We start from the raw sequence: 21,922 nt of genomic DNA, 5'->3' as shown, positions 1-21,922 counted from the left end.
CAGACGGCAAATCAGATACATGCCGCAAAAAAGAAAAGGGGCCGCACAAGGCGGCCCCTTCCCGTAGTCCGTAATCCGAAACCGGATTAGAAGGACAGCTTCATGCCGACGACGAAGTAGGTGCCATCGGTACCTTCCGCGCCGGTGTTGTCGGTGTCGAACTCGGTGTGGCCGAGGGTGGCCGCAGCGGTCACGCCCGGGCCGAGCGCGTACTTGCCGGACAGAGCATAGGTGTTCTGTTCGCCAGTACCGGAGGTCACACCAGCAGTGGTGGAGCCTTCACGCTCGCCGTGGTACCAGCCGAGGCTGACGCCCCACGGGCCAGAGGCATAAGCGACGCCGAGGTTGTAGCCTTCTTCGTCCAGGGCATCGGTGGTGCCTTCGGACTTGGCATAGGACGCGCCGGCGGAGAAGCCGCCGAAGCCGACGGTCAGGCCGAGGGCCCAAGCAGCCGGGTCATCCTGGCCAGCGGTCGCACCTTCGGTGAACGCACCGTAACCACCGGAAACGCCGAGGTCGAAGCCGCCGAGGTCACGCTTGAAGTTGGCACCGATCGCATAGCCGTCAGAGAAGCTGGCGTTGCGGTCCGGCTGGGCATTCGCGTCCTGGTTGGTGTCCGGAATGTAGGACACACCAAGCTGGAAGCCTTCGATACGCGGCGTGTAGTAGGTCAGCTTTTCGGAGTCGTTGGTCCGGTTCGGCTCAACGTTGGTGGAACCGAACGGGCTGCGGAAGGAACCGCCGGAGACGGTGGACGGCTGAGTCACCCAGTCGCCCTGGTCACCAGAGTTGATGCCGATGCCATACTCGTCCGGAGCATAGTTCATCTTGTAGAGAGCGGAGTTCTCGGAACCCAGGTTGATCTCACCAAAGTTGCCTTTGACGATCAGGTAGGATTCGTCGATCTGGTCGCTGCCGTTGTGGTTGGCTTCCAGCTGGACGTTGATGCCGACAGAGATGCCGTTGTCCAGGGTGGTCATGCCGGTGAAGTGGATTTCGGAGTCGGACTTGACGTCGAAACCGCTGAAGTCGCTGGTGACGCCAGTGCCTTCGTCCTGAGAGACGTAGCCGAACCACTGTTCCATGTAACCGCCGACCGACACTTTGAGCTTTTCAGCAGCGTCAGCGGACGGCGAAGCGATCATGCCAGCGGCAACAATCGCGGTCGTTCCGAGAAGAATCTTTTTCATTTTCCCCTACTCCCGAGAGTCGTCGGTTGAATTAACGCGGTCAGTTGAATGCAGATGAACTGCTTAACCCCCTAACCTGACGTCAAAGCATCACTATTCGGTCCCCCAGTGACCGTCAAGAAAGACAGGCCGGACATTTATGCAAATCTGTCTCAATGTGGCGAAAATGCCACAAACCCATGGCACATCGGGGATTTATCGGATTTAGTGCCAACTCGGCCGCTGCCTCCACATGGCAAGTTGTTCCAAACCGACAGAAACGGTAAAAGGCGTCTCGACCACATGAAAAACGCGAGTGCGAATCTTGACTGATTTGAGGATTCCGGGGCTTTTGGGAATGTGCGGCCGACTGAAATACGCGGCGTTGCTGGGCGTGTTCGCCCTGGCGGCATGCGAAGGCGCGGATATCGAATACGAATATCCGCGCTCCGGGCCGGGCGGGCGTCCGACCTACGAGAAAGAATCGAAGGTCTTCGGCGAGGACGGTTTCACACTCTTCGGAGAGGATGCCGACACGCAGAAGCAGCAGGGGGCGCTCGGTTCGGGCATCGCGGTGAACAGCTTTCTCTGGCGCGCCTCGCTCGACACCATTTCCTTCATGCCGCTGGCATCCGCGGATCCGTTCGGCGGCGTGATCATCACCGACTGGTACTCGCCGCCGGATACCCCGAACGAGCGCTTCAAGATCAATATCTTCATCCTCGACCGGGCGCTCCGCTCCGACGGCGTGCGTGCAAAGGTGTTCAAGCAACGCCTCGCGGGCGACGGGCAGTGGCAGGATATCGGAACCGAGGAGAAGCTCCATCGGGATCTCGAGGACGCCATCCTTACGCGAGCGCGCCAGCTCCGTATCGGCTCCACCGGGAACTGACGCAGAAGAGCGGACCCTAGACAGCCCGGCGCCCACAGGGAGCCGGTTTTGAAGACGATCAGGCGCCTGGGGCGCCAAAGACCAAGGCCGAGAGATGTCCCGTTACAATTTCCGCGAAACCGAAGCAAAGTGGCAGCATGTCTGGGAAGAACAGCATTGCTTCGAAGTGAGCGAAGACCCGGACAAGCCGAAATACTATGTCCTCGAGATGTTCCCCTATCCGTCGGGCCGCATCCATATGGGGCATGTGCGGAACTATACGCTCGGCGATCTCGTAGCACGCTACAAGAAGGCAAGGGGCTTCAACGTCCTGCACCCGATGGGCTGGGACGCCTTCGGTCTGCCGGCGGAGAACGCGGCATTCGAGCGCGGCGTGCATCCGGCGAAATGGACGCATGAGAACATCGCCTCCATGCGCGAGCAGCTCAAAAGCATGGGCCTCTCCTACGACTGGCGGCGGGAGATCGCGACCTGCGATCCGTCCTATTACCGTCATGAGCAAAAGATGTTTCTCGACTTCTACAAGGCGGGCCTCGCCTACAAGAAGGAGAGCTGGGTCAACTGGGACCCGGTCGAGAACACGGTGCTCGCCAACGAGCAGGTGATCGACGGCATGGGCTGGCGCTCCGGCGCGCCGGTCGAGAAGCGCCTGCTCTCGCAATGGTTCCTGAAGATCACGGAATATGCCGACGAGCTGCTGGAAGCGCTCGATGGTCTCGACCGCTGGCCCGACCGGGTCACCCTGATGCAGCATAACTGGATCGGTAAGTCGGACGGTGCACGGGTCTTCTTCAAGCTGAAGGACAGCCAAGAAAAGCTCGAGGTCTTCACCACGCGTCCCGATACGCTCTACGGCGCATCCTTCTGCGCCATCGCGGCGAACCACCCGATCGCGGCGCAAGTGGCGGAGAGCAACCCGGCCCTGAAAGACTTCATCGCCGAGTGCAACCGCATGGGCACCAGCGAGACCGAGATCGAGACGGCAGAGAAGAAAGGCTTCGATACCGGGCTCAAGGTCGTGCATCCGCTCGACGAGAGCTGGGAACTGCCGGTCTATGTCGCCAACTTCGTGCTGATGGAGTACGGCACCGGCGCGATCTTCGGCTGCCCGGCGCACGATCAGCGCGACCTCGACTTCGCCCGCAAGTACGATTTGCCGGTGACGCCGGTTGTGCTTCCGCCCGATGCCGATGCCGCGAGTTTCGAGGTCGGGACCGAAGCCTATGTCGGTCCGGGCAAGATCTACAATTCGGACTTCCTCAACGGGCTCTCGGTCGACGAAGCGAAATCGAAAGTGGCCGAGCGTCTGCAGGCGATGGGTTGCGGTGAGAAGACGACGACCTACCGTCTCCGCGACTGGGGCGTTTCCCGTCAACGCTACTGGGGCTGTCCGGTTCCTTTCATTCACTGCCCGGATTGCGGCGAGGTTCCGGTTCCGGAAGCGGATCTCCCGGTCGAACTGCCGGAAGACGTCGAGTTCGAAGGCGCAGGCAACCCGCTCGACCGCCATCCGACCTGGAAACACGTCACCTGCCCGAGCTGCGGCGGCAAGGCCGAGCGCGAGACCGACACCTTCGACACTTTCTTCGAATCCTCCTGGTACTTCGCGCGCTTCGCCGACGCCCAGGCGGAGAATGCTTTCTCCAGGGACGCGGCGGAGTACTGGCTGCCGGTCGACCAGTATATCGGCGGCATCGAGCACGCGGTCCTGCATCTGCTCTATTCCCGCTTCTTCACCCGCGCGCTGAAGAAGTGCGGCTACCTCAATCTGGACGAGCCCTTCGCCGGCCTGATGACCCAGGGCATGGTCTGTCACGAGACCTACAAGGATGAAAAAGGCGCCTGGCTGTTTCCGACCGAGGTGAAGAAGGAAGGCTCCGGCTTCGTCAAGGCGGCCGACGGAACGCCCGTCAAGGCCGGCCGCATCGAGAAGATGAGCAAGTCGAAGCGCAATGTGGTCGATCCGGAGAACATCATCGGCAGCTACGGCGCCGATACGGCCCGGCTCTTCATGCTGTCGGACTCGCCGCCGGAGCGCGATCTCGAATGGACCGAGTCCGGGGTCGAGGGATCCTGGCGCTATCTCAGCCGTCTCTGGCGCCTGATCACCGAGCCGGCGAAACCCTTCGCGCCGCGCGGCGCCGCGCGTCCGTCCGAACTTTCCGGCAAGGCGGAAGCGGCCGAGAAGGCCGTGCACAAGGCGATCAAGGGCATCGGCGAGGCGATCGAACGGTTCCGTTTCAACACAGCCGTCGCCCAGGTGCGTGAACTCAGCAACACGCTGGCGGATCTCGACGGTGACGACGAAGGTTCCGCCTGGGCCCGCCGTTTCGGCTACGAGACCCTCGTCCGGCTCATCGAACCGATGGTTCCGCACATCGCCGAGGAGCTCTGGGTCGAACTGGGCGGCGAAAGCCTGCTCACAAGCGAGCCCTGGCCCGTCTTTAGCGAGGATTTGGTACGCGACGACACGCTTACCATCGCCGTACAGGTCAACGGAAAGTTGCGCGGGACAATAGACGCCGCACGCGATGCGGACAAAGCCGGCGTCGAGGAGGCCGCACTGGCACTCGAGAACGTGCAGAAGATCCTCGAAGGCAAGGCACCGCGCCGCGTGATCGTCGTACCGAACAAGATTGTGAACATCGTTGCCTAGAGCGCTCACCGCCTCCGTCCTGGTTCTTCTCCTCGCCCTCGGCGCCTGCGGGTTCCAGCCGGTCTATGGGAAACGGTCCGGCGATACCGGGCGGCAGAGTGCCGTCACCGAGGATCTCGCCTCCATTGCGATATCGCCGATCTCGGACCGGGCCGGTCAGCTCCTGCGCAACAGCCTGCTCGACAAGTTGACCCCGCGGGGGACACCGGGCCGGGCCCGCTACCGGCTCGATGTCGGCCTCAGTGAGACCCGATCCAACTTGGTGATCCTGAAGGACTCGACGTCGACCTTCGCGAAGGTACGGTTCGCCGCCACCTTCATCCTGGTCGATCTGGAGACCGGACAGCCGGTGCACCGCGGACAGTCCGAGTCCACGACGACCTTCAACCGGGTGGATTCGGATTTCGCCACGCTGTCCGCCGAGAAAGACGCACGCCGCCGTGCCGCCGACGAGATCAGCGAGGACATCCGGCTGCGTCTCGGCCTCTACTTCAATCGTATCCGCGGCTCCTGACGGAGACCGGCGATGAAGCTGAAATCGAACGAGATTGCTGGTTTCATCCGCCGCCCGCCGGAGCATGTCCGGGCCATCCTGATATACGGGCCGGACGGCGGCCAGGTTCGTGAAATCTCCGACCAGATCGCCAAGACCGTCGTCGAGAATCTCGCCGACCCGTTCCAGGTCGCCGACCTCGTGCCGGAAAGCCTGAAAGACGAGCCGAGCCGCATCGCGGACGAGGCCGCCGCGATCTCGCTGACCGGCGGGCGGCGGCTGGTAAGGCTCCGTGGCGCGACCGATACGGTGACCGCCTCGGCCGAACTCGCGCTGGGCACCGAGACCGGCGACAGCCTCGTGATCATCGAGGCGGGAGCGCTCGAGGCGCGTTCGAAACTGCGCAAGCTCTTCGAGACCGAGAAACATGCAGCGGCCATCCCCTGCTATCTCGACAGCGGCGCCGGCCTCGACGCAGTCATACGGGAGACCCTCGCGAGCTTCGAGGTGCGCGCCACACCGGACGCCCTCGCGTACATGATCGCGCATCTCGGCGGCGATCGGCGGGTAACCCGCTCCGAGATCGAGAAGCTGGCGCTCTATGTCGGCAAGGGAGGCGAGGCGAGCCTGGAGGACGCCCAGCAGCTCGTCGGCGACAGCAGCGCCCTCGCCCTGGACCAGATCGCCCTTGCGGTCGCGAGCGGCGATGTGGCCACAGCGGATCGCATGTTGCAGCGCGGCTATGCCGACGGATTGAACGCGATCGCTGTCCTTCGTGCGGTGCTGAGGCACTTTCAGCGGCTGCATCGGGCGGCGGCGCATATGGCGGACGGGGACAGCGCCGATCAGGCGGTGCAGAAACTGCGGCCGCCTCTCTTTTTCGCGGTGAAACCGGCCTTCATGGCGCAGCTCAGGGCCTGGCCGATCCAGCGCCTGCGTCTTGCCCTCACCCGCCTCGCGGAAGCCGAGACCCAGTGCAAGTCGACCGGCACGCCGGATCTTGCCGTCGCCGGACAGACCCTGCTCGGCCTCGCCTACAGCGCGGCGCGTAGCCGGGCCCGGGCACCCGGCCGGTAACCGTCGCGGTTCTCGCCAGGAAAATCAGGATGACGGGGTCGTCTCGCCGTCTTCGATCAGCTCGCTGAAATCGATCGAGTTGCCGTCGGCCTTCGCGATCTCTTCCGCCGTCTCCTGATCGTAGTCGGGCACGTCCCCGAGAAAGCCGCTCATCGCAGGCGAACCGAAGTCGGCACTCACCGTACGCGGCGCCGACATGATCGCGAGCAGCGCGTCGAGCTGCTCCAAGCTCTCGTACTGGATCATCAGCGCGCCCGACTGGCCGTCGACGCCTGTCGCGATCTCCACATGCATGCCGAGCTTCTGGGACAGATCCTGCTCCAGCGCCCTGGTGTCGGCATCCTTCTCGACCGAAGCCTTCCGGCGAGCCTGCTTCGGCGCGGTCTGACCGGACGGCTGCTTTTCCTTCTGAACGAGGCGTTCTGTCTCGCGGACATTGAGCTTCCGGCGCACTACCTCGGCCGCCAGCGCCGCCGGATTCTCCGCCGTCAGCAGCGCGCGGGCATGGCCGGCGCTGATCTCGCCGGCATCGAGATAACCGCGTACTTCCGTCGGTAGCGCCAGCAGGCGCATGGTGTTGGCAACATGGCTGCGGCTCTTGCCGACCGCCCGCGCAACGTCCTGCTGGGAGTGTCCATGCTCCTCGACCAGACGGTGATAGCCCTCGGCTTCTTCGAGCGGATTGAGGTCCTCGCGCTGGACGTTCTCGATGATCGCGATCTCGAGCGCTTCGCGATCGTCGAACTCACGTATATGCGCCGGGATCTCGTGCAGCTGGGCGCGCTGGGCCGCGCGCCAACGGCGCTCGCCGGCGATGATCTCGAACGTGCCGGACTGGTCCGGATCGCGGCGCAGCAGGATCGGCTGGATGACGCCCTTCTCGCGGATGCTGTCCGCCAGCGCGTCCAGTTCCTCCTCGTCGAAGATCCGGCGCGGCTGGAAGCGGCCCGGATGCACCTTCTCGATCGGAACCGACCTGCTCTGCTGCAGCCGGTCGACGGAGCCGCCATCCGTCTCGCCCTCACCGAGGAGCGAGGCGAGCCCGCGGCCGAGCCGCCGGTTCTTGGCGCTGGCGCTGCCGTTTTCCATGCTCACGCGGCGATGCTCCTTTCGCGCTTCATGACTTCGCTGGCCAGATGGATATAGGCCTGCGAGCCCGAGCAGCGCATATCATAGACGATGACCGGCAGCCCGTGCGAGGGCGCCTCGGAGACCCGGACGTTGCGCGGGATCACGGTGCGGTAGACCTTGTCGCCGAAATGCTCCCGCACGTCCTCGGCCACCGCGATGGAGAGATTGTTGCGGCGGTCGAACATGGTCAGCACCACGCCCTGGATCTCCAGGTCCGGATTGAAGGCGGTGCGCACGCGCTCCACCGTCCGCATCAGCTGGCTGAGACCCTCCAGTGCGTAGAACTCGCACTGCAGCGGCACAAGCACCGCGTCCGCCGCGACCAGCGCGTTGAGTGTCAGCAGGCCGAGCGACGGCGGACAGTCGATCAGGATATAGTCATAGGTGTTGGTCCCCGGAGCCATATGCCGGACCAGCGCCTCGCGCAGCCTGAACTCCCGGTCCTCGATCGTCACCAGCTCGATCTCCGCGCCGGAGAGGTCCTGCGAGGACGGCACGATGCAGAGCCGGGGCACTTCCGTCTCGAGGGTCGCGTCGGCGATGGCCGAGGCGCCGATCAGCACCGAATAGGAATCCTCGTCCCGGTTCTTCCGCGGCACACCGAGCCCGGTGCTCGCATTGCCCTGCGGATCGAGATCGATGACCAACACCTTTTTCTGGCAGGCGGCGAGCGCGGTGGCGAGATTGATGGTGGTTGTGGTCTTGCCGACCCCGCCCTTCTGGTTCACGACGGCGAGAATCCGGGGCGCTACGGCGGCATCACCCCTCAGCATCATGGCTTTCGACATACGATATGCCCTCCAAGCACAAGAGACATCCCTCGGGGTCCGACCAGCTCGGGGTGAGGGTTTCCGCCATATTCCACCTTTCCCGTGCGGTAGTCAATTCCTTCTCGACCGCCCTACCCTTTAGAAAGAGGCAAATGCCGTCATCCCTTAGATGCGGCTTGGAGTAGTCAAGTAATACATCGACAGACGCGAGCGCTCTTGCGGTCACAATATCAACATCTAGTGGGCTGACCGATTCTACCCTACTAGCGTGAACCGTCACTTCGGCGCCGCAGGCGCGAGCTGATTCGCGCAGGAAAACCGCCTTGCGCTGATCCGACTCGCATAGATGCACATCATGCGCGCCCATGATCGCCAGAACGAGCCCAGGGAAGCCGGCACCGCTGCCGATATCGAGCAGGCGCCGGTGAGCCGGCGGAAGTTCGGGGAATATCTGAGCCGAATCGAGGAAATGACGGAGCCAGATGTCCGGCAACGTGCTCTTGGAGACGAGATTGATGGCACGCTGATAGCGCTCCACCATCCCAGCGTAGATTTTCAGGCGTTCGAGCGTTTCACGTGAAACGCCCGTCCGGCCAGCGAACTCCTCAGGACTCACGCTGCGTCCCTGCCGATCCGGCGCACGTGGCGCAGCAGCAGAATTACGGCCGCCGGCGTCACGCCGTCGATCCGGGCCGCCTGGCCGATGGTGCGGGGCGCAACCTTGATCAGCTTCTCCCGCACCTCGTTCGAAAGCCCGGAGATCGCGGCATAGTCCAGCGTCTCCGGGATCTCCAGCGCCTCGTCCCGCCGGTAGGCCGCGACATCGCTTTCCTGGCGCTCGATATAGCCGGCATATTGCGCGTCGATCTGCACCTGCTCGGCCACGGCGGGCTCCAGCGCGCCAAGCTCCGGCCAGAGCGCCACCAGATTGTCCCAGCTCACGGTCCGGTAGCCGAGAATGTCGAAGGCACTGCGCCAGACGCCGTCCTGATTGACCTTGATCCCGGCTTTCTGCAGCGCGTTCGGCGTTCCGCCGAGCGTGCGGGCCAGCGCCCGCCCCTCCTCGACCGCTGCAAGCTTCTCCATGAAACGCGTCGCGCGCCCATCGCCGACGCAGCCGATCTCCATGCCCTTCGCCGTCAGACGCTGATCTGCATTGTCGGCGCGCAGCCGGAGCCGGTACTCGGCCCGCGAGGTCAGCATGCGGTAGGGCTCGCTGACGCCCTTGGTCACCAGGTCGTCGATCAGTACGCCGATATAGGCATCCGCCCTGTCGAGGACGAACCGCTCGTCCCGGCCACCGGTCCGGAGCGCCGCGTTGACGCCGGCCATCAGGCCCTGCGCCGCGGCTTCCTCGTAGCCCGTGGTTCCGTTGATCTGCCCCGCAAAATAGAGCCTCGGCACCCGCTTGGTCTCCAGCGTGTGCGAAAGTTCCCGCGGATCCACGTAATCGTACTCGATCGCGTAGCCCGGGCGGATGATCTGCGCGTTCTCCAGCCCCGGGATGGTCTTGAACATCTCGCGCTGCACATCGGCCGGAAGCGAGGTGGAGATCCCGTTCGGATAGACCGTCGGATCGTCCAGCCCCTCGGGCTCGAGGAAGATCTGGTGCTGCGAGCGATCCTCGAAGCGGACCACCTTGTCCTCGATGGACGGACAGTAGCGCGGTCCGACCCCCTCGATTCGGCCGCCATACATCGCCGAGCGATGCAGATTGTCCCGAATGAGCTGGTGCGTGCGCTCGTTGGTATAGGTGATGTAGCAGCTGATCTGCGGCACCTCGATCCGGTCCGTCAGATAGGAGAAGGGTTCCGGCGGATCGTCGGCTTTCTGCTCCTGCAGGCCCGACCAGTCGATCGTCGTGCCGTCGAGCCGCGCCGGCGTGCCGGTCTTGAGCCGGCCGAGGCGGAACTGGAAACGCGCCAGAGTTTCGGCCAGCGCCACCGCCGGCGCATCGCCGACCCGTCCCGCGGGGCGTCGTTCCTCGCCGAGATGGATCTCGCCGCGCAGGAATGTTCCCGTGGTGAGCACCACGGCGCCCGCGCGAATCTCGCGCCCGCCCTCGACCACGATTCCGGCAATCGCGCCGCTCTCGTCCAGAATCAGGTCCTCGACCGAAGCCGCCTCGATAGTGAGCTGCTTCTCATCCGCGAGAAGATCCTGGATGGCCTTGCGGTAGAGCGCCCGGTCCGCCTGGGCCCGCGGGCCGCGTACGGCCGGACCCTTGCTCCGGTTCAGCATGCGGAACTGGATGCCTGCGCGATCGATGGCGCGGCCCATGATGCCGTCTAGCGCATCGACCTCGCGCACGAGATGACCCTTACCCAGGCCGCCAATGGCCGGGTTGCAGGACATCTCTCCGATGGTCTCGATCTTGTGGGTGGCCAGAAGCGTCCGGGCGCCCATCCGGGCCGCCGCGGCCGCCGCTTCGCAGCCCGCGTGGCCGCCGCCCACGACAATCACGTCATACATGGAACCAGTCTCCGGATCGCATGGCTCTCTGTGTGGCACAAAATGAGGTTCCGTCCGACAAAACGCAATGCTTCATTCGCGATACCGGCCCTGCGTGTTTCACGTGAAACAGGACCGCCTATTTACCGATGCAGAACTCTGAAAACACAAGATCCAGTATCTCTTCGATATCCACCGCCCCAGTGACGCGTCCCAGCGCGCGGGCAGCGAGGCGCAAATCCTCGGCCACGAGGCCGTATTCGACCTCCTCCTCGCCCGCCTCGAAACGCGCGAGCGCCCCGGCGCGGCGCAGATGCTCCAGGCACTCCGTAAGGCCTTCGCGGTGCCGCGCCCGCGTCAGGGCCGGTGCCTCGCCCACATCCATCAGGTCTGCCGCGACATTGCCGATCCGGGAGAGAAAAGCGTCCATCCCCTCCCCGGTCTTCACGGATATCGCCATCCTTTCTCCGGAAAGACCTGCCCGGGCCGCTTCTGACAGACGGTCCACTTTCGTCGCCACTAAGATCCGTTCCTGATTCTCGCAGGCCTTTGATGGTGCGCCCTCTTCGGCCGCATCCCGGAGATCGAGCACCAGGTCGGCGCTCGCGGCCCAGGCCCTCGCCCTCCGAATTCCCTCCGTCTCGACCGAATCCATACTTTCCCGGAGCCCGGCCGTATCCGCTACCAGCACGGGGAATCCCCCAATATCAAGATGAACCTCGATCACGTCCCGAGTCGTACCCGCTACATCCGACACTATCGCCGCATCCCTTCTGGAGAGCCAGTTCAGCAGGGATGACTTGCCGGTGTTCGGGGGGCCGACAATGGCCATACGGAGTCCGTCCCGAAGGCGCTCCCCGCGCCCACCGTCGTCAAGATGAACCGCGATACCGGTCTCGAGCGCTTCCATCCGGTCCCGGATCTGCTGCCAGACTTCTTCCGGCAGATCCTCGTCCGGGAAATCCACCAGAGCCTCGATATAGGCCAGGATCTTGATGATTTGCGCGCGCCAGTCCGAATAAAGCACTCCGAGCGCGCCACGGCTCTGCCGCCGTGCCTGGATGCGCTGGGCGTCAGTTTCCGCGTCCACGAGGTCCGCGATGCCTTCGGCGGCGGTCAGATCCATCTTTCCGTTGAGTACCGCGCGGCGGGAAAACTCCCCGGGCTCCGCGATGCGGTATCCCGGCAGTCTTCCAAGAGCCCGGAGCATCGCGGTTTCCACCGCCCGGCCGCCATGGAGCTGATATTCGACCACATCCTCGCCGGTGAAGCTCGCCGGCGCCGCAAAGGCGAGAACGAGGCCGTCATCGACGGTCTCATCGCCGTCCCGGACGGTCGCGCGGACCGCATAGCGCGGCTCCAGTCCAACCAGCCCCGTAAGTTTCTGCAGACCCTCAAAGGCGCGCGGACCGGACACCCGGAAGACGGCGACGCCCGCGCGTCCCGCCGCGGAGGCGAGTGCGTAGATCGTATCGTCAGGCGACCCGTTCATGAGCTGGCAGACTCCCGTGCCTTTCGCAGCGCTGGACCTTCGGCGCCTCAGCCCTCACCTTGGGTTGGAGGCGATCATCTTCATTCCCGGACCGGACCCAGCCCCCATGCGCAACGAGCTCGACAAGGAAACCAGCCCCTATCTGCTGCAGCACAGGGAAAATCCCGTGCACTGGCAGACCTGGTCCGAGGACACCATCGCCGCCGCCCGCGTCGCCGACAAGCCGATCCTGCTTTCCGTCGGCTACGCGGCCTGCCACTGGTGCCACGTCATGGCCCACGAGAGCTTCGAGGATCCGGACACGGCGGCGGTGATGAACGAGCTCTTCGTCAACGTCAAGGTCGATCGCGAGGAGCGGCCGGATCTGGACATGATCTACCAGACCGCGCTCGCGATCACCGGACAGCAGGGCGGCTGGCCGCTGACCATGTTCCTGACCCCGGAAGGCGCGCCTTTCTGGGGCGGCACCTACTTCCCGCCCGAACCGCGCTACGGCCGCCCCTCCTTCCGCGACGTGCTGCGCCAGGTCGCGGGCGTCTATCGCGAAGAGCCCGGGCGGGTCGCGGGCAACGTCACCGCCATTTCCCAGCGCCTCGACGCGGTATTTGCCAGCAATCCGGGCGACGCCGTCCCGCTGGAGGCTGCGCCCGAGGTCGCCCGGCGCTTCCTCGCGGAGCACGATCCGATCCTTGGCGGGATCGGCGATGCGCCGAAATTCCCGCAGCCGACGATCCTGAAGTTTCTCTGGCGCACCGGACAGCGGACTGAGAGCGGACAGATGCTGCAGGCGGTCCGCACGACCGTGACTGCCATGTGCGAGGGCGGCATCTACGACCATCTCGGCGGCGGTTTCGCGCGTTATTCGACCGACGCGGAATGGCTCGTGCCGCATTTCGAGAAGATGCTCTACGACAATGCGCAGCTGCTCGCGCTGATGACCGAGATGCAGCGCCAGGAGCCGAACCCGCTCTATGAGCAGCGCATCCGCGAGACGGCCGGCTGGCTGTTCCGGGAAATGATCTCCGAGGGCGGCGGCTTCGCTTCCTCCCTCGATGCGGACAGCGAGGGTGTGGAAGGAAAGTTCTACGTCTGGGACGCGGAGGAGATCGAGCGGGAGCTGACGGTGGCGGGACTCGATGCCGCCCTCTTCGCCGCGCATTACGACGTTGTCCCGGGCGGGAACTGGGAAGGCACGACAATCCTCAACCGCAGCCATCGCAAGGGGCCGTTCGACGCCGAAACCGAGGAAAAGCTTGCGGCCGCGCGGACCCATCTGCTTGCGATCCGCGACCGCCGCATCCGTCCCGGCTGGGACGACAAAGTGCTGGCGGACTGGAACGGACTGACGATCGCCGCATTGGCGGACGCCGCAAGCCTCCTCCAGGAGCCTGAGTGGCTGGAGCGGGCGGAGACGGCCTTCGGCTTCATCACCTCCCACATGGAAGCGGAGGGACGGCTGCTGCATTCCTGGCGGGACGGAAAAGCCAAACATGCGGCGACCCTCGACGATTACGCCAATATGAGCCTTGCCGCCCTCGCCCTTGAGGGCGGCACCGGCGAGCGGCATTATCTCGACCGGGCGATCGCCTGGGCCGCCCTTCTCGAGGAGCATTTTCTCGACCCGAAGGACGGTGCCTATTTCTTCACCGCCGACGACCAGACCGATCTGATGATCCGCACCAAGACGGCCATCGACAATGTCACCCCGGCTGGCAACAGCACGATGGTGGAGGTCCTGGCGCGGCTCTGGCTCAAGACCGGGGATGCGACCTACGCGTTGCGCGCCGAGGCGATCACGCGCGCCTTCGCAGGGTCCTTCCAGCAGCAGCCCATCGGTTTTCCGGGCCTGCTCAACGGAGTCGAATGGTTGCGGCACGGGCGGCAGATCGTCGTCGCCAGCGATCCGTCGGACAAGGATTGCCAGGCCCTCATCCAAACGGCACGCACGGCAGGCCGGGCGCTCTCGGTACTCGATATCGTCTCCACCGAAGAGTCTCTCGCCGAAGGCCATCCAGCACGCGGCAAAGGACCTGTCGACGGGCGCCCGGCGGCCTATCTTTGCGTAGAGCAGACCTGCTCTCCCCCGGAGACCGATCCGGAGCGCTTCCGGGAAATTCTCGAGGCGCGGAGATGAGCACACGTCAGCAGCATAGTTTCCACAGCCCGATCGGCCGCATTCACCTAACGGAGGAGAACGGATCCATCATCCGCCTCACATGGGTTTCACGTGAAACATCCTCTGTTCGTTCCGATTCCGAGACAAGCCATGTCTTGCTTGAGGCCGAGCGTCAGATCCGCGCCTATTTCGACAAGACGCTGAAAGTCTTCGACCTGCCGCTCGCCTATGATCGCGGCTCCGCTTTCGAACACTCCGTCTGGGATGCAATGAAGGAGATCCCCTTCGGCAAGCTGCTGACCTACGGCGAGATCGCAGACCGGATCGGCGGCGTTGCACGCGCCGTCGGCGGGGCCTGCGGTGCCAATCCGATCCCGCTGATCATTCCTTGCCACAGGGTGGTCGGCAGCGACGGGAAGCTCACCGGATTCTCGGGCGATGGCGGGATCGCGACCAAGCAGCGTCTGCTCGATCACGAGTCCGATCAGCTCACCCTGTTTTGAAGAACACTCGTTCCACCAGAAGCGTGGACAGGCCCCGATACCCGCGCCTAGTCTCGGGGCCAATCGGCTGCATCACAAGGGAGGGAGACCCATGGCATATGTGACCGTCAAGGCCGCCGACGGCGGCAGCTTCCAGGCCTATCACGCCGCGCCTCCAAGCGGTGGCGACGCGCCAGGGATCGTTCTGATCCAGGAAATCTTCGGGGTGAACAAGGTCATGCGCGACCAGGCCGACGCCTATGCGGCGGAAGGCTATCACGTGCTCTGCCCCGACATTTTCTGGCGCATCGAGCCCGGCATCGACATCACCGACCAGAGTCAGGCGGAATGGGACAAGGCCTTTGCGCTGTTCAACGCCTTCGACGTCGACAAGGGCGTCGAGGACCTGAAGGCGACTCTCGCGCATCTGAAAGGCATGAGCGGCTGCACCGGCAAGGCCGGGTCGGTCGGCTATTGCCTCGGCGGCAAGCTCGCCTATCTCATGGCCACCCGCTCCGACGCGGACTGCAACGTCTCCTATTATGGCGTCGGACTCGATGAACTTCTCGGAGAATCATCAGCTATTTCAAAGCCTTATCTTTCCCATATCGCCTCCGAGGACGGCTTCGTGCCGAAGGAGGCGCAGGAGAAGATCAAGGCCGGGCTTTCCGGCAATCCGCTGGTGACGCTGCATGTCTACGAAGGCCAGGATCATGCCTTCGCGCGCCAGGGCGGCGCCCATTACGACGCAGCGGCGGCGAAGCTCGCCAACGGCCGGACATCAGATTTCTTCAAGGCCAACCTCGGATAACAAGGCTCACAAGGGAACAACCAATATGGTCAAGGCTATCCAGTTCAAGACAACAGGCGGACCCGAAGTCCTCGAGATGACCGACGTCGATCTCGCGGCACCGGGTGCGGGCGAGATCCAGGTCAAGCACACCGCCATCGGGCTCAACTTCATCGACACCTACCACCGCAGCGGCCTCTATCCCCTGCCCCTGCCCTCCAATATCGGCATGGAAGGCGCCGGCGTGGTCGCCGCGGTCGGCAGTGGCGTCACCGATCTGAAGGAAGGCGACCGTGTCGCCTATGCCTCCCCGCCGCCAGGCTCCTACGCCGAAGCCCGCAATATCGCCGCCGATCGCGTGGTGAAGATCCCCGACGGCGTCGACGACAAGACCGCGGCCGCGATGATGCTGAAGGGCATGACCGCGCAGTACCTGATCCGGCAGATCTACAAGGTCGCCAAAGGCGATACGATCCTGATCCATGCCGCCGCCGGCGGCGTCGGCCAGATCGTCTGCCAGTGGGCCAGCTCTCTCGGCGCCACCGTCATCGGCACGGTCGGCAGCAAGGAGAAGGCGGAAATCGCCAAGGCGAACGGCTGCCATCATCCGATCCTCTACAACGAGGAGGATTTCGTCGCCCGGGTGACCGAGATCACCGATGGAAAGAAGCTCCCGGTCGTCTATGATTCGATCGGCTCCACCACCTTCGAGAAGTCGCTGGACTGCCTGCGTCCGAGAGGACTGATGGTGAGCTTCGGCCAGGCCGCCGGGCCGATCCCGCCGGTCAATCTCGGTATCTTCGCGCAGAAGGGCTCGCTCTTCTTCACCCGGCCGACCCTGTTCAACTACATCTCGACGGCCGACGATCTCCGGGCCACCGCCGGCGATCTGTTCGACGCGGTCAAGTCCGGCGCGGTGAAGATCCATATCGACCAGACCTTCCCGCTCGCCGAAGCCCGCGCGGCGCACGAGGCGCTGGAAGCCCGCAAGACCACGGGCTCGACCATTCTTCTGCCGTAAAACCTTCCATTCGGGCGCCCGCCATGATGGCGGGCGCCCGAATGCCATGCGCACTCAGAGATCCGCCTCCGCAACGACAGACGCAATCCAGTCGAGAAAGACGCGAACCCGGGGCGACATCTGACGGTTCTGCGGAAAGAGCGCAACCAGCGGGGTCGGCTGCGGCGGATGCTCGGGCAGCACCTGGACCAGCGCGCCGCTCTCCAAATCCTCGCGAAACCTGTAGCGCGGCGCCTGGATCAGGCCGTAGCCGAGACGCGCAAGGTGGTGGGCCGTTTCCGCGTCATTGACCGTCACCCGGCTCGGCAGCGTGATCTCCACCGTTTTGCCGCCGCTACCGAATTCCAGGGGAATGACCCTCCCGGTCCGGGACGACAGGAATCCCACCGCCTCGTGCCCGGCGAGATCCGCGAGCGACGATGGGACGCCTCGCCCCATCAGGTAGGCCGGACTGGCGCAGGTGATCTCCGGAATACTTCCCAGCCGCCGCATGATCAGCCCGCTTTCCTCCGGCTCGCCCGCCCGGATCACGCAATCGACCCCTTCCCGGATGAGATCCACCAGCCTGTCCCCCTGCCCGAGATGCAGGTTCAGACCGGGATAACGATCCAGAAATTCGGGAAGGCGCGGCAGAAAGAAGCGCCGTGTCAGGGCACCGTGCGCATCGATCCGCAGCAACCCCGTCACCTCGTTGCTTCTGAGTGCCCGCTCGGCATCGTCGATTTCCGCCAGAATGCCGACGCAGCGGCGGTAATAGGCCTCACCGTCCGGGGTCGGCGCGACATGGCGGGTCGTACGTTCGAGAAGCCGGCTATCCAGACTCTCCTCAAGCCGCCGGATCGCTTCCGTTGCGGTCGATCGCGGGATCGAGAGATCTGCTGCGGCAGCCTTGAAACTCCGGCGTTCCACCACCCGAACGAAGAGTCGCATTGAATCGAGCCGATCCATAATAATTCGCTCTTTCCGAATTAACTTGCCAAGAGAAGCCTGATTATCCGGATAAAGGGATGGACTAAGTCAAGGGACATCGACACGCAGCAGCGAAAGGGATGCAGAGATGACCCTGAAAGACAAGACAGCCATCGTCACCGGCGGCGGGAAAGGCATCGGCGCCGCGATTGCACTCAAGCTCGCCCGCGAAGGTGCTGCAATCCTAGTAAATTACGCCCGTGATGCGGCAGCAGCCGAGAACGTTGTCCAACGGATTGCCGAGAAAGGCGGGCAAGCGGTCGCCCTCAAGGCCGACGTGAGTGCAGCCTCCGGTATCGAGAAAATGTTCGATGCCGCGGAAACCGCCTTCGGACCTGTCGACATCCTTGTGAACAATGCCGGGATCATGCGCCTTGGCGCCATTTCCGAGACGTCAGACGCCGATCTCGACGCTCATGTCGCGGTCAATCTGGCCGGCGCCTTCCGGGGCATGCGTGCCGGCTCCAGGAGACTCCGCGACGGCGGACGCATCATCAATATCTCGAGCAGCGTGATCGGCATGCGGATGCCCGGCTACGGTCTCTATGCCGCTACCAAGGCGGCGGTCGAGGCCATGGGCCAGGTTCTCGCCAAGGAACTCGGGCCGCGCGGCATCACGGTCAATGCCGTGGCGCCCGGTCCTGTCGCCACCGAGCTCTTCTTCAACGGCAAATCGGAGGAAATGATCCAGGCCATCACCCGCTCCATTCCACTCGGGCGCCTCGGCGCACCGGAAGACATCGCCGAAACCGTCGCCTTCATCGCCGGACCGGGCGGGGGCTGGATCAATGGCCAGACCATCCGCGCCAACGGCGGAATGATCTGACCTCGCATTTTCAGGAGGCAACTCTTTCAAGGAAAGGACGACCGAATGCCCTTCGCCAACTTCAAACTGCCAGAGGCAGCACTCTCCAGAGCGCAGAAAGAAGATCTTCTGCACAAGACGACGGATCTGATGGTCAGCTATTTCGGTGAAGCGGTCCGACCGCATACCATGGTGCTGATCGAGGAAGTCCGTGACGGCGGCTATGGCCGCGCCGATGAGATCTTCGTGCTGCCGCCGGAGTACCGAGCGAGAGACTGAGCTTCTGCGCATGCCACAAAAAGCAAGAGCGGCCTCAGAAGGCCGCTCTTTTCTTTTCCGGTCAACGCTCTTCCGGAAATCAGGAATTCATCGCGTCGAAGAAATCCTGGTTGCTCTTCGAGACCTTCAGCTTGTCGAGCAGGAACTCCATCGCGTCGACCGTCCCCATCTGGGTCAGGATACGGCGCAGGACCCACATCTTGTTGAGGGTTGCACGCTCCACCAGAAGTTCTTCCTTGCGGGTACCCGACCGGGTGATGTCGATGGCCGGGAAAGTCCGCTTGTCGGCGAGCTTGCGGTCGAGAATGATCTCGGAGTTACCGGTGCCCTTGAACTCTTCGAAGATGACCTCGTCCATCCGCGAGCCGGTATCGATCAGCGCGGTCGCGATGATAGTCAGCGAGCCGCCCTCCTCGATGTTCCGGGCTGCACCGAAGAAGCGCTTGGGGCGCTGCAGTGCATTGGCGTCGACACCGCCGGTCAGCACCTTCCCGGAGGACGGCACGACGGTGTTGTAGGCGCGCGCAAGCCGCGTGATGGAGTCCAGCAGGATCACTACGTCGCGCTTGTGCTCGACCAGGCGCTTGGCCTTCTCGATCACCATCTCGGCGACCTGGACGTGACGCGCGGCCGGCTCGTCGAAGGTGGAGCTGATAACCTCCCCCTTCACCGAACGGTCCATGTCGGTCACTTCCTCGGGACGCTCGTCGATCAGAAGCACAAGCAGATAGGCGTCCGGATGGTTCTCGGCGACCGCATGGGCGATATTCTGCAGCATGACCGTCTTACCGGTCCGCGGCGGCGCCACGATGAGGCCGCGCTGTCCCATGCCGAGCGGCGCGATCAGATCGATCACCCGCGTGGTCACGTCCTGCTGCTTGTTCTCCGCCTTCTCAAGCTCGAGATTCAGACGCTGCTCTGGGTAGAGCGGCGTCAGATTGTCGAAATTGATCCGGTGGCGAACCGCGTCCGGGTCTTCGAAGTTGATCTTGTTGACCTTGAGCAGCGCGAAGTACCGCTCTCCGTCCTTCGGTGCCCGGATCTGTCCCTCGACCGTATCGCCCGTGCGCAGTCCGAAACGCCGCACCTGGCTCGGAGAGATATAAATATCGTCCGGCCCCGGCAAGTAATTGGACTCGGGTGATCTGAGAAAGCCGAACCCGTCCGGCAGCGTTTCAAGAACGCCGGTGCCATAGATCGGAAGATCGTTGTCAGCTAACTGTTTGAGAATAGCAAACATCATATCCTGCTTGCGCAGAACACTTGCGTTCTCAATCTCCAATTCTTCCGCATAGGCAAGAAGATCTTGGGGGGTTTTTGCTTTTAGCTCTTGAAGATGCATCGTCCTGTCGATGACAAGGTAAAACGAATGTTTGGGAAGGTCGGCCGGTTGAGCAGGCCGCACGAGTGTCGCTTTATCAGCTGACTGTTATGATTTGTTCTGTGCGGGAAGACCTGACGCCATGCCCCACGGCGGTCGGCGATTGATGTCAATTACAGTAGTTTGGCGGCGGGTGTCAAACAACAATATTTGACAAAAATGGAAAACATTCAGGAAAACGGTTTCACGATCACCATGATGACGATGACGATCAGAAGGATCGTCGGGACTTCGTTCGCAATCCGGTAGAAGCGCGCACTGCGACGATTTGCATCGGCCGCGAAATCGCGCCGCCACCGGGCCATCATTCCGTGAAATCCGGTGAGCAGGAAAAGACAGGCCAGTTTGACGTGAAACCAGCCGTCCGAGAGAAATTCCGGAATAAGCACCAGCATCCAGATACCGAAGACGAAGGTCGAAACCATCGCCGGATTGATGATCGCACGCAGAAGCCGGCGCTCCATGATCTTCAGGGTTTCGGAGAGTTCGGAGCCGGGCTCCGCATCGGCGTGATAGACGAAGAGCCGCGGCAGATAGAACATCCCGGCCATCCAGGCCACCATGCTCATGACGTGAAACGCCTTGATCCATTCGTAGCTCATCGTGTCCTCCTCCCCGGCCGGCCGTTTACCTGCGCCGCACCTGGCGCAGCAACTGCTCGACATGCGCGATCGGTGTCGTCGGCAGAATGCCGTGCCCGAGATTGAAGATGAACGGTCCGGAAGCGGCCGCATCGAGGATGCTCTTCACCTCCTCGTCGAGGCCCTTTCCGCCGGACAGCAAGGCGATCGGATCGAGATTGCCCTGGATCGGCATCCTGGTCTGGATGTTTTCCATCGCCCAGCGGATCGGCATGGCCGTGTCGACGGCCACCGCATCGACACCGGTCTCCGCGATGTAATCGAGGTAATTGGCGCCCGCCGCGCGCGGAAAGCCGATGACCGGCAGATCCGGATAGGCCGCCTTCACCGCGGAGACGATCTTTTTCGTCGGTTCGATGACCGCCATGCGGAAGAGGCGCGGCGAGAGCACGCCGGCCCAGGAATCGAACAGTTTCAGAACCTCGGCCCCGGCCTTCGCCTGACCGAGCAGATAGGTGATCGTCCCCTCGACGACGATGTCGATCAGCGCCTGGAACCCTTCCGGATCGCTGTAGGCCCATTGCTTGGTTGCGGCGTAGTCCTTGCTGCTGCCGCCCTCGACCATGTAGGTGATGACCGTCCAGGGACTGCCCGAAAAACCGATCAGCGCAGTCTCCGCCGGCAGAGCCTCCCGGACCCGCGACACGGTCTCGTAGACATTGCCGACGCGTTTCGAAAGGCCCGAGGTATCGAGGCTCGAAAGCGCCGCCCGGTCGCGCACCGGTTCCAGCACCGGTCCACGGCCCTCGACGAACTTCAGCGGCTGACCGAGACCATAGGGCACGATCAGGATGTCCGAGAAGAGAATGGCACCGTCCATCCCGAAACGGCGGATCGGTTGGAGGGTGACCTCCGCGGCCAGTTCCGGGTTCAGGCAGAGATCGACGAAGGATCCCGCCTGTTTGCGAACCTCCCGATATTCCGGCAGATAGCGGCCGGCCTGACGCATGAGCCAGATCGGGGGAATATCTGACACCTGGCCTGCAAGCGCTTTCAGTATCGGTTTCTCGGTCATGGATCGCCTGTTCGGTTTGCCAACGCGCGCACTCACTAACAAAGAATCTTATTAGAAATAAGTAGGAAGTGATTGTAGTGGTGCTGTGAGTCCTGTGGATTATCGTTTGGACACAAGTGATCCACAGAACCGTCCGGGCAAGACCCTACAGGTCCGGCTTCGGGATAAAGAGCGGTAAAAACGTCGCAACCCGCAACGTATCCGCCGATCTGAATCACGGGGATTGCGGGGATATCTCTCTTGCCGGACAAGCTGCTCACATTCATCGGAGGGCGGTATAGTTTTATCCTCC

At 63.3% G+C, this 21,922-nt stretch carries 20 protein-coding genes; 10 read left to right on the top strand and 10 right to left on the bottom strand.

Going from position 1 to position 21,922, the window contains the following annotated elements; genetic code table 11:
• Nucleotides 1-86 precede the first annotated feature (86 nt).
• Nucleotides 87-1,190, bottom strand: a complete 1,104-nt coding sequence (locus tag IG122_RS15180) for a porin (protein ID WP_193185054.1) — start codon at nt 1,188-1,190, stop codon at nt 87-89.
• Between the two features lie 337 nt (nt 1,191-1,527).
• Between IG122_RS15180 and IG122_RS15175 the strand changes: the two genes are divergently transcribed.
• The 4 genes from IG122_RS15175 to holA all read left to right on the top strand — a co-directional run bounded on the left by IG122_RS15175 (nt 1,528) and on the right by holA (nt 6,287).
• Nucleotides 1,528-2,061: a DUF3576 domain-containing protein gene (locus IG122_RS15175; protein WP_193185052.1), complete on the top strand. Its 534-nt coding sequence runs from the start codon at nt 1,528-1,530 to the stop codon at nt 2,059-2,061.
• Between the two features lie 94 nt (nt 2,062-2,155).
• Nucleotides 2,156-4,717 (top strand): leucine--tRNA ligase, encoded by a 2,562-nt coding sequence (leuS, locus tag IG122_RS15170; RefSeq protein ID WP_193185050.1) that lies wholly within the window; start codon nt 2,156-2,158, stop codon nt 4,715-4,717.
• Nucleotides 4,710-5,231, top strand: a complete 522-nt coding sequence (lptE, locus tag IG122_RS15165; protein ID WP_193185048.1) for an LPS assembly lipoprotein LptE — start codon at nt 4,710-4,712, stop codon at nt 5,229-5,231. Before leuS ends, lptE begins: the two co-directional genes overlap by 8 nt.
• Before the next feature lie 12 nt (nt 5,232-5,243).
• Complete coding sequence (gene holA, locus IG122_RS15160) at nt 5,244-6,287, top strand: DNA polymerase III subunit delta (protein WP_193185046.1); 1,044 nt, start codon at nt 5,244-5,246, stop codon at nt 6,285-6,287.
• A 24-nt stretch (nt 6,288-6,311) separates the two neighbouring features.
• Here the strand turns inward: holA and IG122_RS15155 are convergent, their stop codons facing one another.
• The 5 genes from IG122_RS15155 to mnmE form a co-directional block, all read right to left on the bottom strand.
• Nucleotides 6,312-7,376 carry a ParB/RepB/Spo0J family partition protein gene (locus IG122_RS15155; protein WP_193186200.1) on the bottom strand — a complete coding sequence of 355 codons (1,065 nt, stop codon included), beginning with the start codon at nt 7,374-7,376 and terminating at the stop codon, nt 6,312-6,314.
• A 2-nt stretch (nt 7,377-7,378) separates the two neighbouring features.
• The gene (locus IG122_RS15150; RefSeq protein ID WP_226893589.1) at nt 7,379-8,206 is read right to left on the bottom strand and encodes a ParA family protein; all 828 of its coding nucleotides are present in this window, start codon (nt 8,204-8,206) and stop codon (nt 7,379-7,381) included.
• Entirely contained in the window at nt 8,178-8,804 is a 627-nt protein-coding gene (gene rsmG, locus IG122_RS15145; protein ID WP_193185044.1) for a 16S rRNA (guanine(527)-N(7))-methyltransferase RsmG, read from the bottom strand. Before rsmG ends, IG122_RS15150 begins: the two co-directional genes overlap by 29 nt.
• Nucleotides 8,801-10,660, bottom strand: coding sequence for a tRNA uridine-5-carboxymethylaminomethyl(34) synthesis enzyme MnmG (mnmG, locus tag IG122_RS15140; protein WP_193185042.1), 1,860 nt, complete (start codon nt 10,658-10,660; stop codon nt 8,801-8,803). Before mnmG ends, rsmG begins: the two co-directional genes overlap by 4 nt.
• Before the next feature lie 118 nt (nt 10,661-10,778).
• The gene (mnmE, locus tag IG122_RS15135; protein WP_193185023.1) at nt 10,779-12,131 is read right to left on the bottom strand and encodes a tRNA uridine-5-carboxymethylaminomethyl(34) synthesis GTPase MnmE; all 1,353 of its coding nucleotides are present in this window, start codon (nt 12,129-12,131) and stop codon (nt 10,779-10,781) included.
• Here mnmE and IG122_RS15130 point away from each other — a divergent pair.
• The 4 genes from IG122_RS15130 to IG122_RS15115 all read left to right on the top strand — a co-directional run bounded on the left by IG122_RS15130 (nt 12,130) and on the right by IG122_RS15115 (nt 16,540).
• Entirely contained in the window at nt 12,130-14,265 is a 2,136-nt protein-coding gene (locus IG122_RS15130) for a thioredoxin domain-containing protein (RefSeq protein WP_226893588.1), read from the top strand. The genes mnmE and IG122_RS15130 overlap by 2 nt on opposite strands.
• Nucleotides 14,262-14,750 carry a methylated-DNA--[protein]-cysteine S-methyltransferase gene (locus tag IG122_RS15125; RefSeq protein ID WP_193185020.1) on the top strand — a complete coding sequence of 163 codons (489 nt, stop codon included), beginning with the start codon at nt 14,262-14,264 and terminating at the stop codon, nt 14,748-14,750. Before IG122_RS15130 ends, IG122_RS15125 begins: the two co-directional genes overlap by 4 nt.
• 91 nt (nt 14,751-14,841) lie before the next feature.
• A complete protein-coding gene (locus tag IG122_RS15120) occupies nt 14,842-15,540 on the top strand; it encodes a dienelactone hydrolase family protein (RefSeq protein ID WP_193185017.1) in 699 nt (232 codons plus the stop codon).
• Between the two features lie 25 nt (nt 15,541-15,565).
• The gene (locus tag IG122_RS15115) at nt 15,566-16,540 is read left to right on the top strand and encodes a quinone oxidoreductase family protein (RefSeq protein ID WP_193185014.1); all 975 of its coding nucleotides are present in this window, start codon (nt 15,566-15,568) and stop codon (nt 16,538-16,540) included.
• Between the two features lie 54 nt (nt 16,541-16,594).
• Here IG122_RS15115 and IG122_RS15110 read toward each other — a convergent pair whose 3' ends face one another.
• Nucleotides 16,595-17,470, bottom strand: a complete 876-nt coding sequence (locus IG122_RS15110) for a LysR family transcriptional regulator (protein WP_404924570.1) — start codon at nt 17,468-17,470, stop codon at nt 16,595-16,597.
• 127 nt (nt 17,471-17,597) lie between these two features.
• Between IG122_RS15110 and IG122_RS15105 the strand changes: the two genes are divergently transcribed.
• Nucleotides 17,598-18,335, top strand: coding sequence for an SDR family oxidoreductase (locus IG122_RS15105; RefSeq protein WP_193185008.1), 738 nt, complete (start codon nt 17,598-17,600; stop codon nt 18,333-18,335).
• Nucleotides 18,336-18,380: 45 nt separating this feature from the next.
• Nucleotides 18,381-18,593, top strand: a complete 213-nt coding sequence (locus IG122_RS15100) for a tautomerase family protein (RefSeq protein ID WP_193185005.1) — start codon at nt 18,381-18,383, stop codon at nt 18,591-18,593.
• A gap of 79 nt (nt 18,594-18,672) precedes the next feature.
• Here the strand turns inward: IG122_RS15100 and rho are convergent, their stop codons facing one another.
• The 3 genes from rho to hemE form a co-directional block, all read right to left on the bottom strand.
• Nucleotides 18,673-19,935 (bottom strand): transcription termination factor Rho, encoded by a 1,263-nt coding sequence (rho, locus tag IG122_RS15095; RefSeq protein WP_193185002.1) that lies wholly within the window; start codon nt 19,933-19,935, stop codon nt 18,673-18,675.
• A gap of 209 nt (nt 19,936-20,144) precedes the next feature.
• A complete protein-coding gene (gene hemJ, locus IG122_RS15090) occupies nt 20,145-20,576 on the bottom strand; it encodes a protoporphyrinogen oxidase HemJ (protein WP_193184999.1) in 432 nt (143 codons plus the stop codon).
• A gap of 25 nt (nt 20,577-20,601) precedes the next feature.
• Complete coding sequence (hemE, locus tag IG122_RS15085) at nt 20,602-21,630, bottom strand: uroporphyrinogen decarboxylase (protein ID WP_193184996.1); 1,029 nt, start codon at nt 21,628-21,630, stop codon at nt 20,602-20,604.
• Nucleotides 21,631-21,922: the final 292 nt, after the last annotated feature.

The sequence above is a fragment of the Nisaea sediminum genome (assembly GCF_014904705.1).
GTDB classification, from domain to species: Bacteria; Pseudomonadota; Alphaproteobacteria; order Thalassobaculales; family Thalassobaculaceae; genus Nisaea; species Nisaea sediminum.
Note: the sequence above shows the minus strand (reverse complement) of the source record. Positions and strands in the feature narration are given on the sequence as shown.

Excerpts from the sequence above, each read along its gene's own strand:
- IG122_RS15180 (WP_193185054.1), bottom strand. The coding sequence starts at position 1,190 with ATGAAAAAGATTCTTCTCGGAACGACCGCGATTGTTGCCGCTGGCATG.
- IG122_RS15175 (WP_193185052.1), top strand. The coding sequence starts at position 1,528 with ATGTGCGGCCGACTGAAATACGCGGCGTTGCTGGGCGTGTTCGCCCTG.
- leuS (WP_193185050.1), top strand. The coding sequence starts at position 2,156 with ATGTCCCGTTACAATTTCCGCGAAACCGAAGCAAAGTGGCAGCATGTC.
- holA (WP_193185046.1), top strand. The coding sequence starts at position 5,244 with ATGAAGCTGAAATCGAACGAGATTGCTGGTTTCATCCGCCGCCCGCCG.
- IG122_RS15155 (WP_193186200.1), bottom strand. The coding sequence starts at position 7,376 with ATGGAAAACGGCAGCGCCAGCGCCAAGAACCGGCGGCTCGGCCGCGGG.
- IG122_RS15150 (WP_226893589.1), bottom strand. The coding sequence starts at position 8,206 with ATGTCGAAAGCCATGATGCTGAGGGGTGATGCCGCCGTAGCGCCCCGG.
- mnmG (WP_193185042.1), bottom strand. The coding sequence starts at position 10,660 with ATGTATGACGTGATTGTCGTGGGCGGCGGCCACGCGGGCTGCGAAGCG.
- IG122_RS15130 (WP_226893588.1), top strand. The coding sequence starts at position 12,130 with ATGAGCTGGCAGACTCCCGTGCCTTTCGCAGCGCTGGACCTTCGGCGC.
- mnmE (WP_193185023.1), bottom strand. The coding sequence starts at position 12,131 with ATGAACGGGTCGCCTGACGATACGATCTACGCACTCGCCTCCGCGGCG.
- IG122_RS15125 (WP_193185020.1), top strand. The coding sequence starts at position 14,262 with ATGAGCACACGTCAGCAGCATAGTTTCCACAGCCCGATCGGCCGCATT.
- IG122_RS15120 (WP_193185017.1), top strand. The coding sequence starts at position 14,842 with ATGGCATATGTGACCGTCAAGGCCGCCGACGGCGGCAGCTTCCAGGCC.
- IG122_RS15115 (WP_193185014.1), top strand. The coding sequence starts at position 15,566 with ATGGTCAAGGCTATCCAGTTCAAGACAACAGGCGGACCCGAAGTCCTC.
- IG122_RS15110 (WP_404924570.1), bottom strand. The coding sequence starts at position 17,470 with ATGCGACTCTTCGTTCGGGTGGTGGAACGCCGGAGTTTCAAGGCTGCC.
- IG122_RS15105 (WP_193185008.1), top strand. The coding sequence starts at position 17,598 with ATGACCCTGAAAGACAAGACAGCCATCGTCACCGGCGGCGGGAAAGGC.
- IG122_RS15100 (WP_193185005.1), top strand. The coding sequence starts at position 18,381 with ATGCCCTTCGCCAACTTCAAACTGCCAGAGGCAGCACTCTCCAGAGCG.
- rho (WP_193185002.1), bottom strand. The coding sequence starts at position 19,935 with ATGCATCTTCAAGAGCTAAAAGCAAAAACCCCCCAAGATCTTCTTGCC.
- hemJ (WP_193184999.1), bottom strand. The coding sequence starts at position 20,576 with ATGAGCTACGAATGGATCAAGGCGTTTCACGTCATGAGCATGGTGGCC.
- hemE (WP_193184996.1), bottom strand. The coding sequence starts at position 21,630 with ATGACCGAGAAACCGATACTGAAAGCGCTTGCAGGCCAGGTGTCAGAT.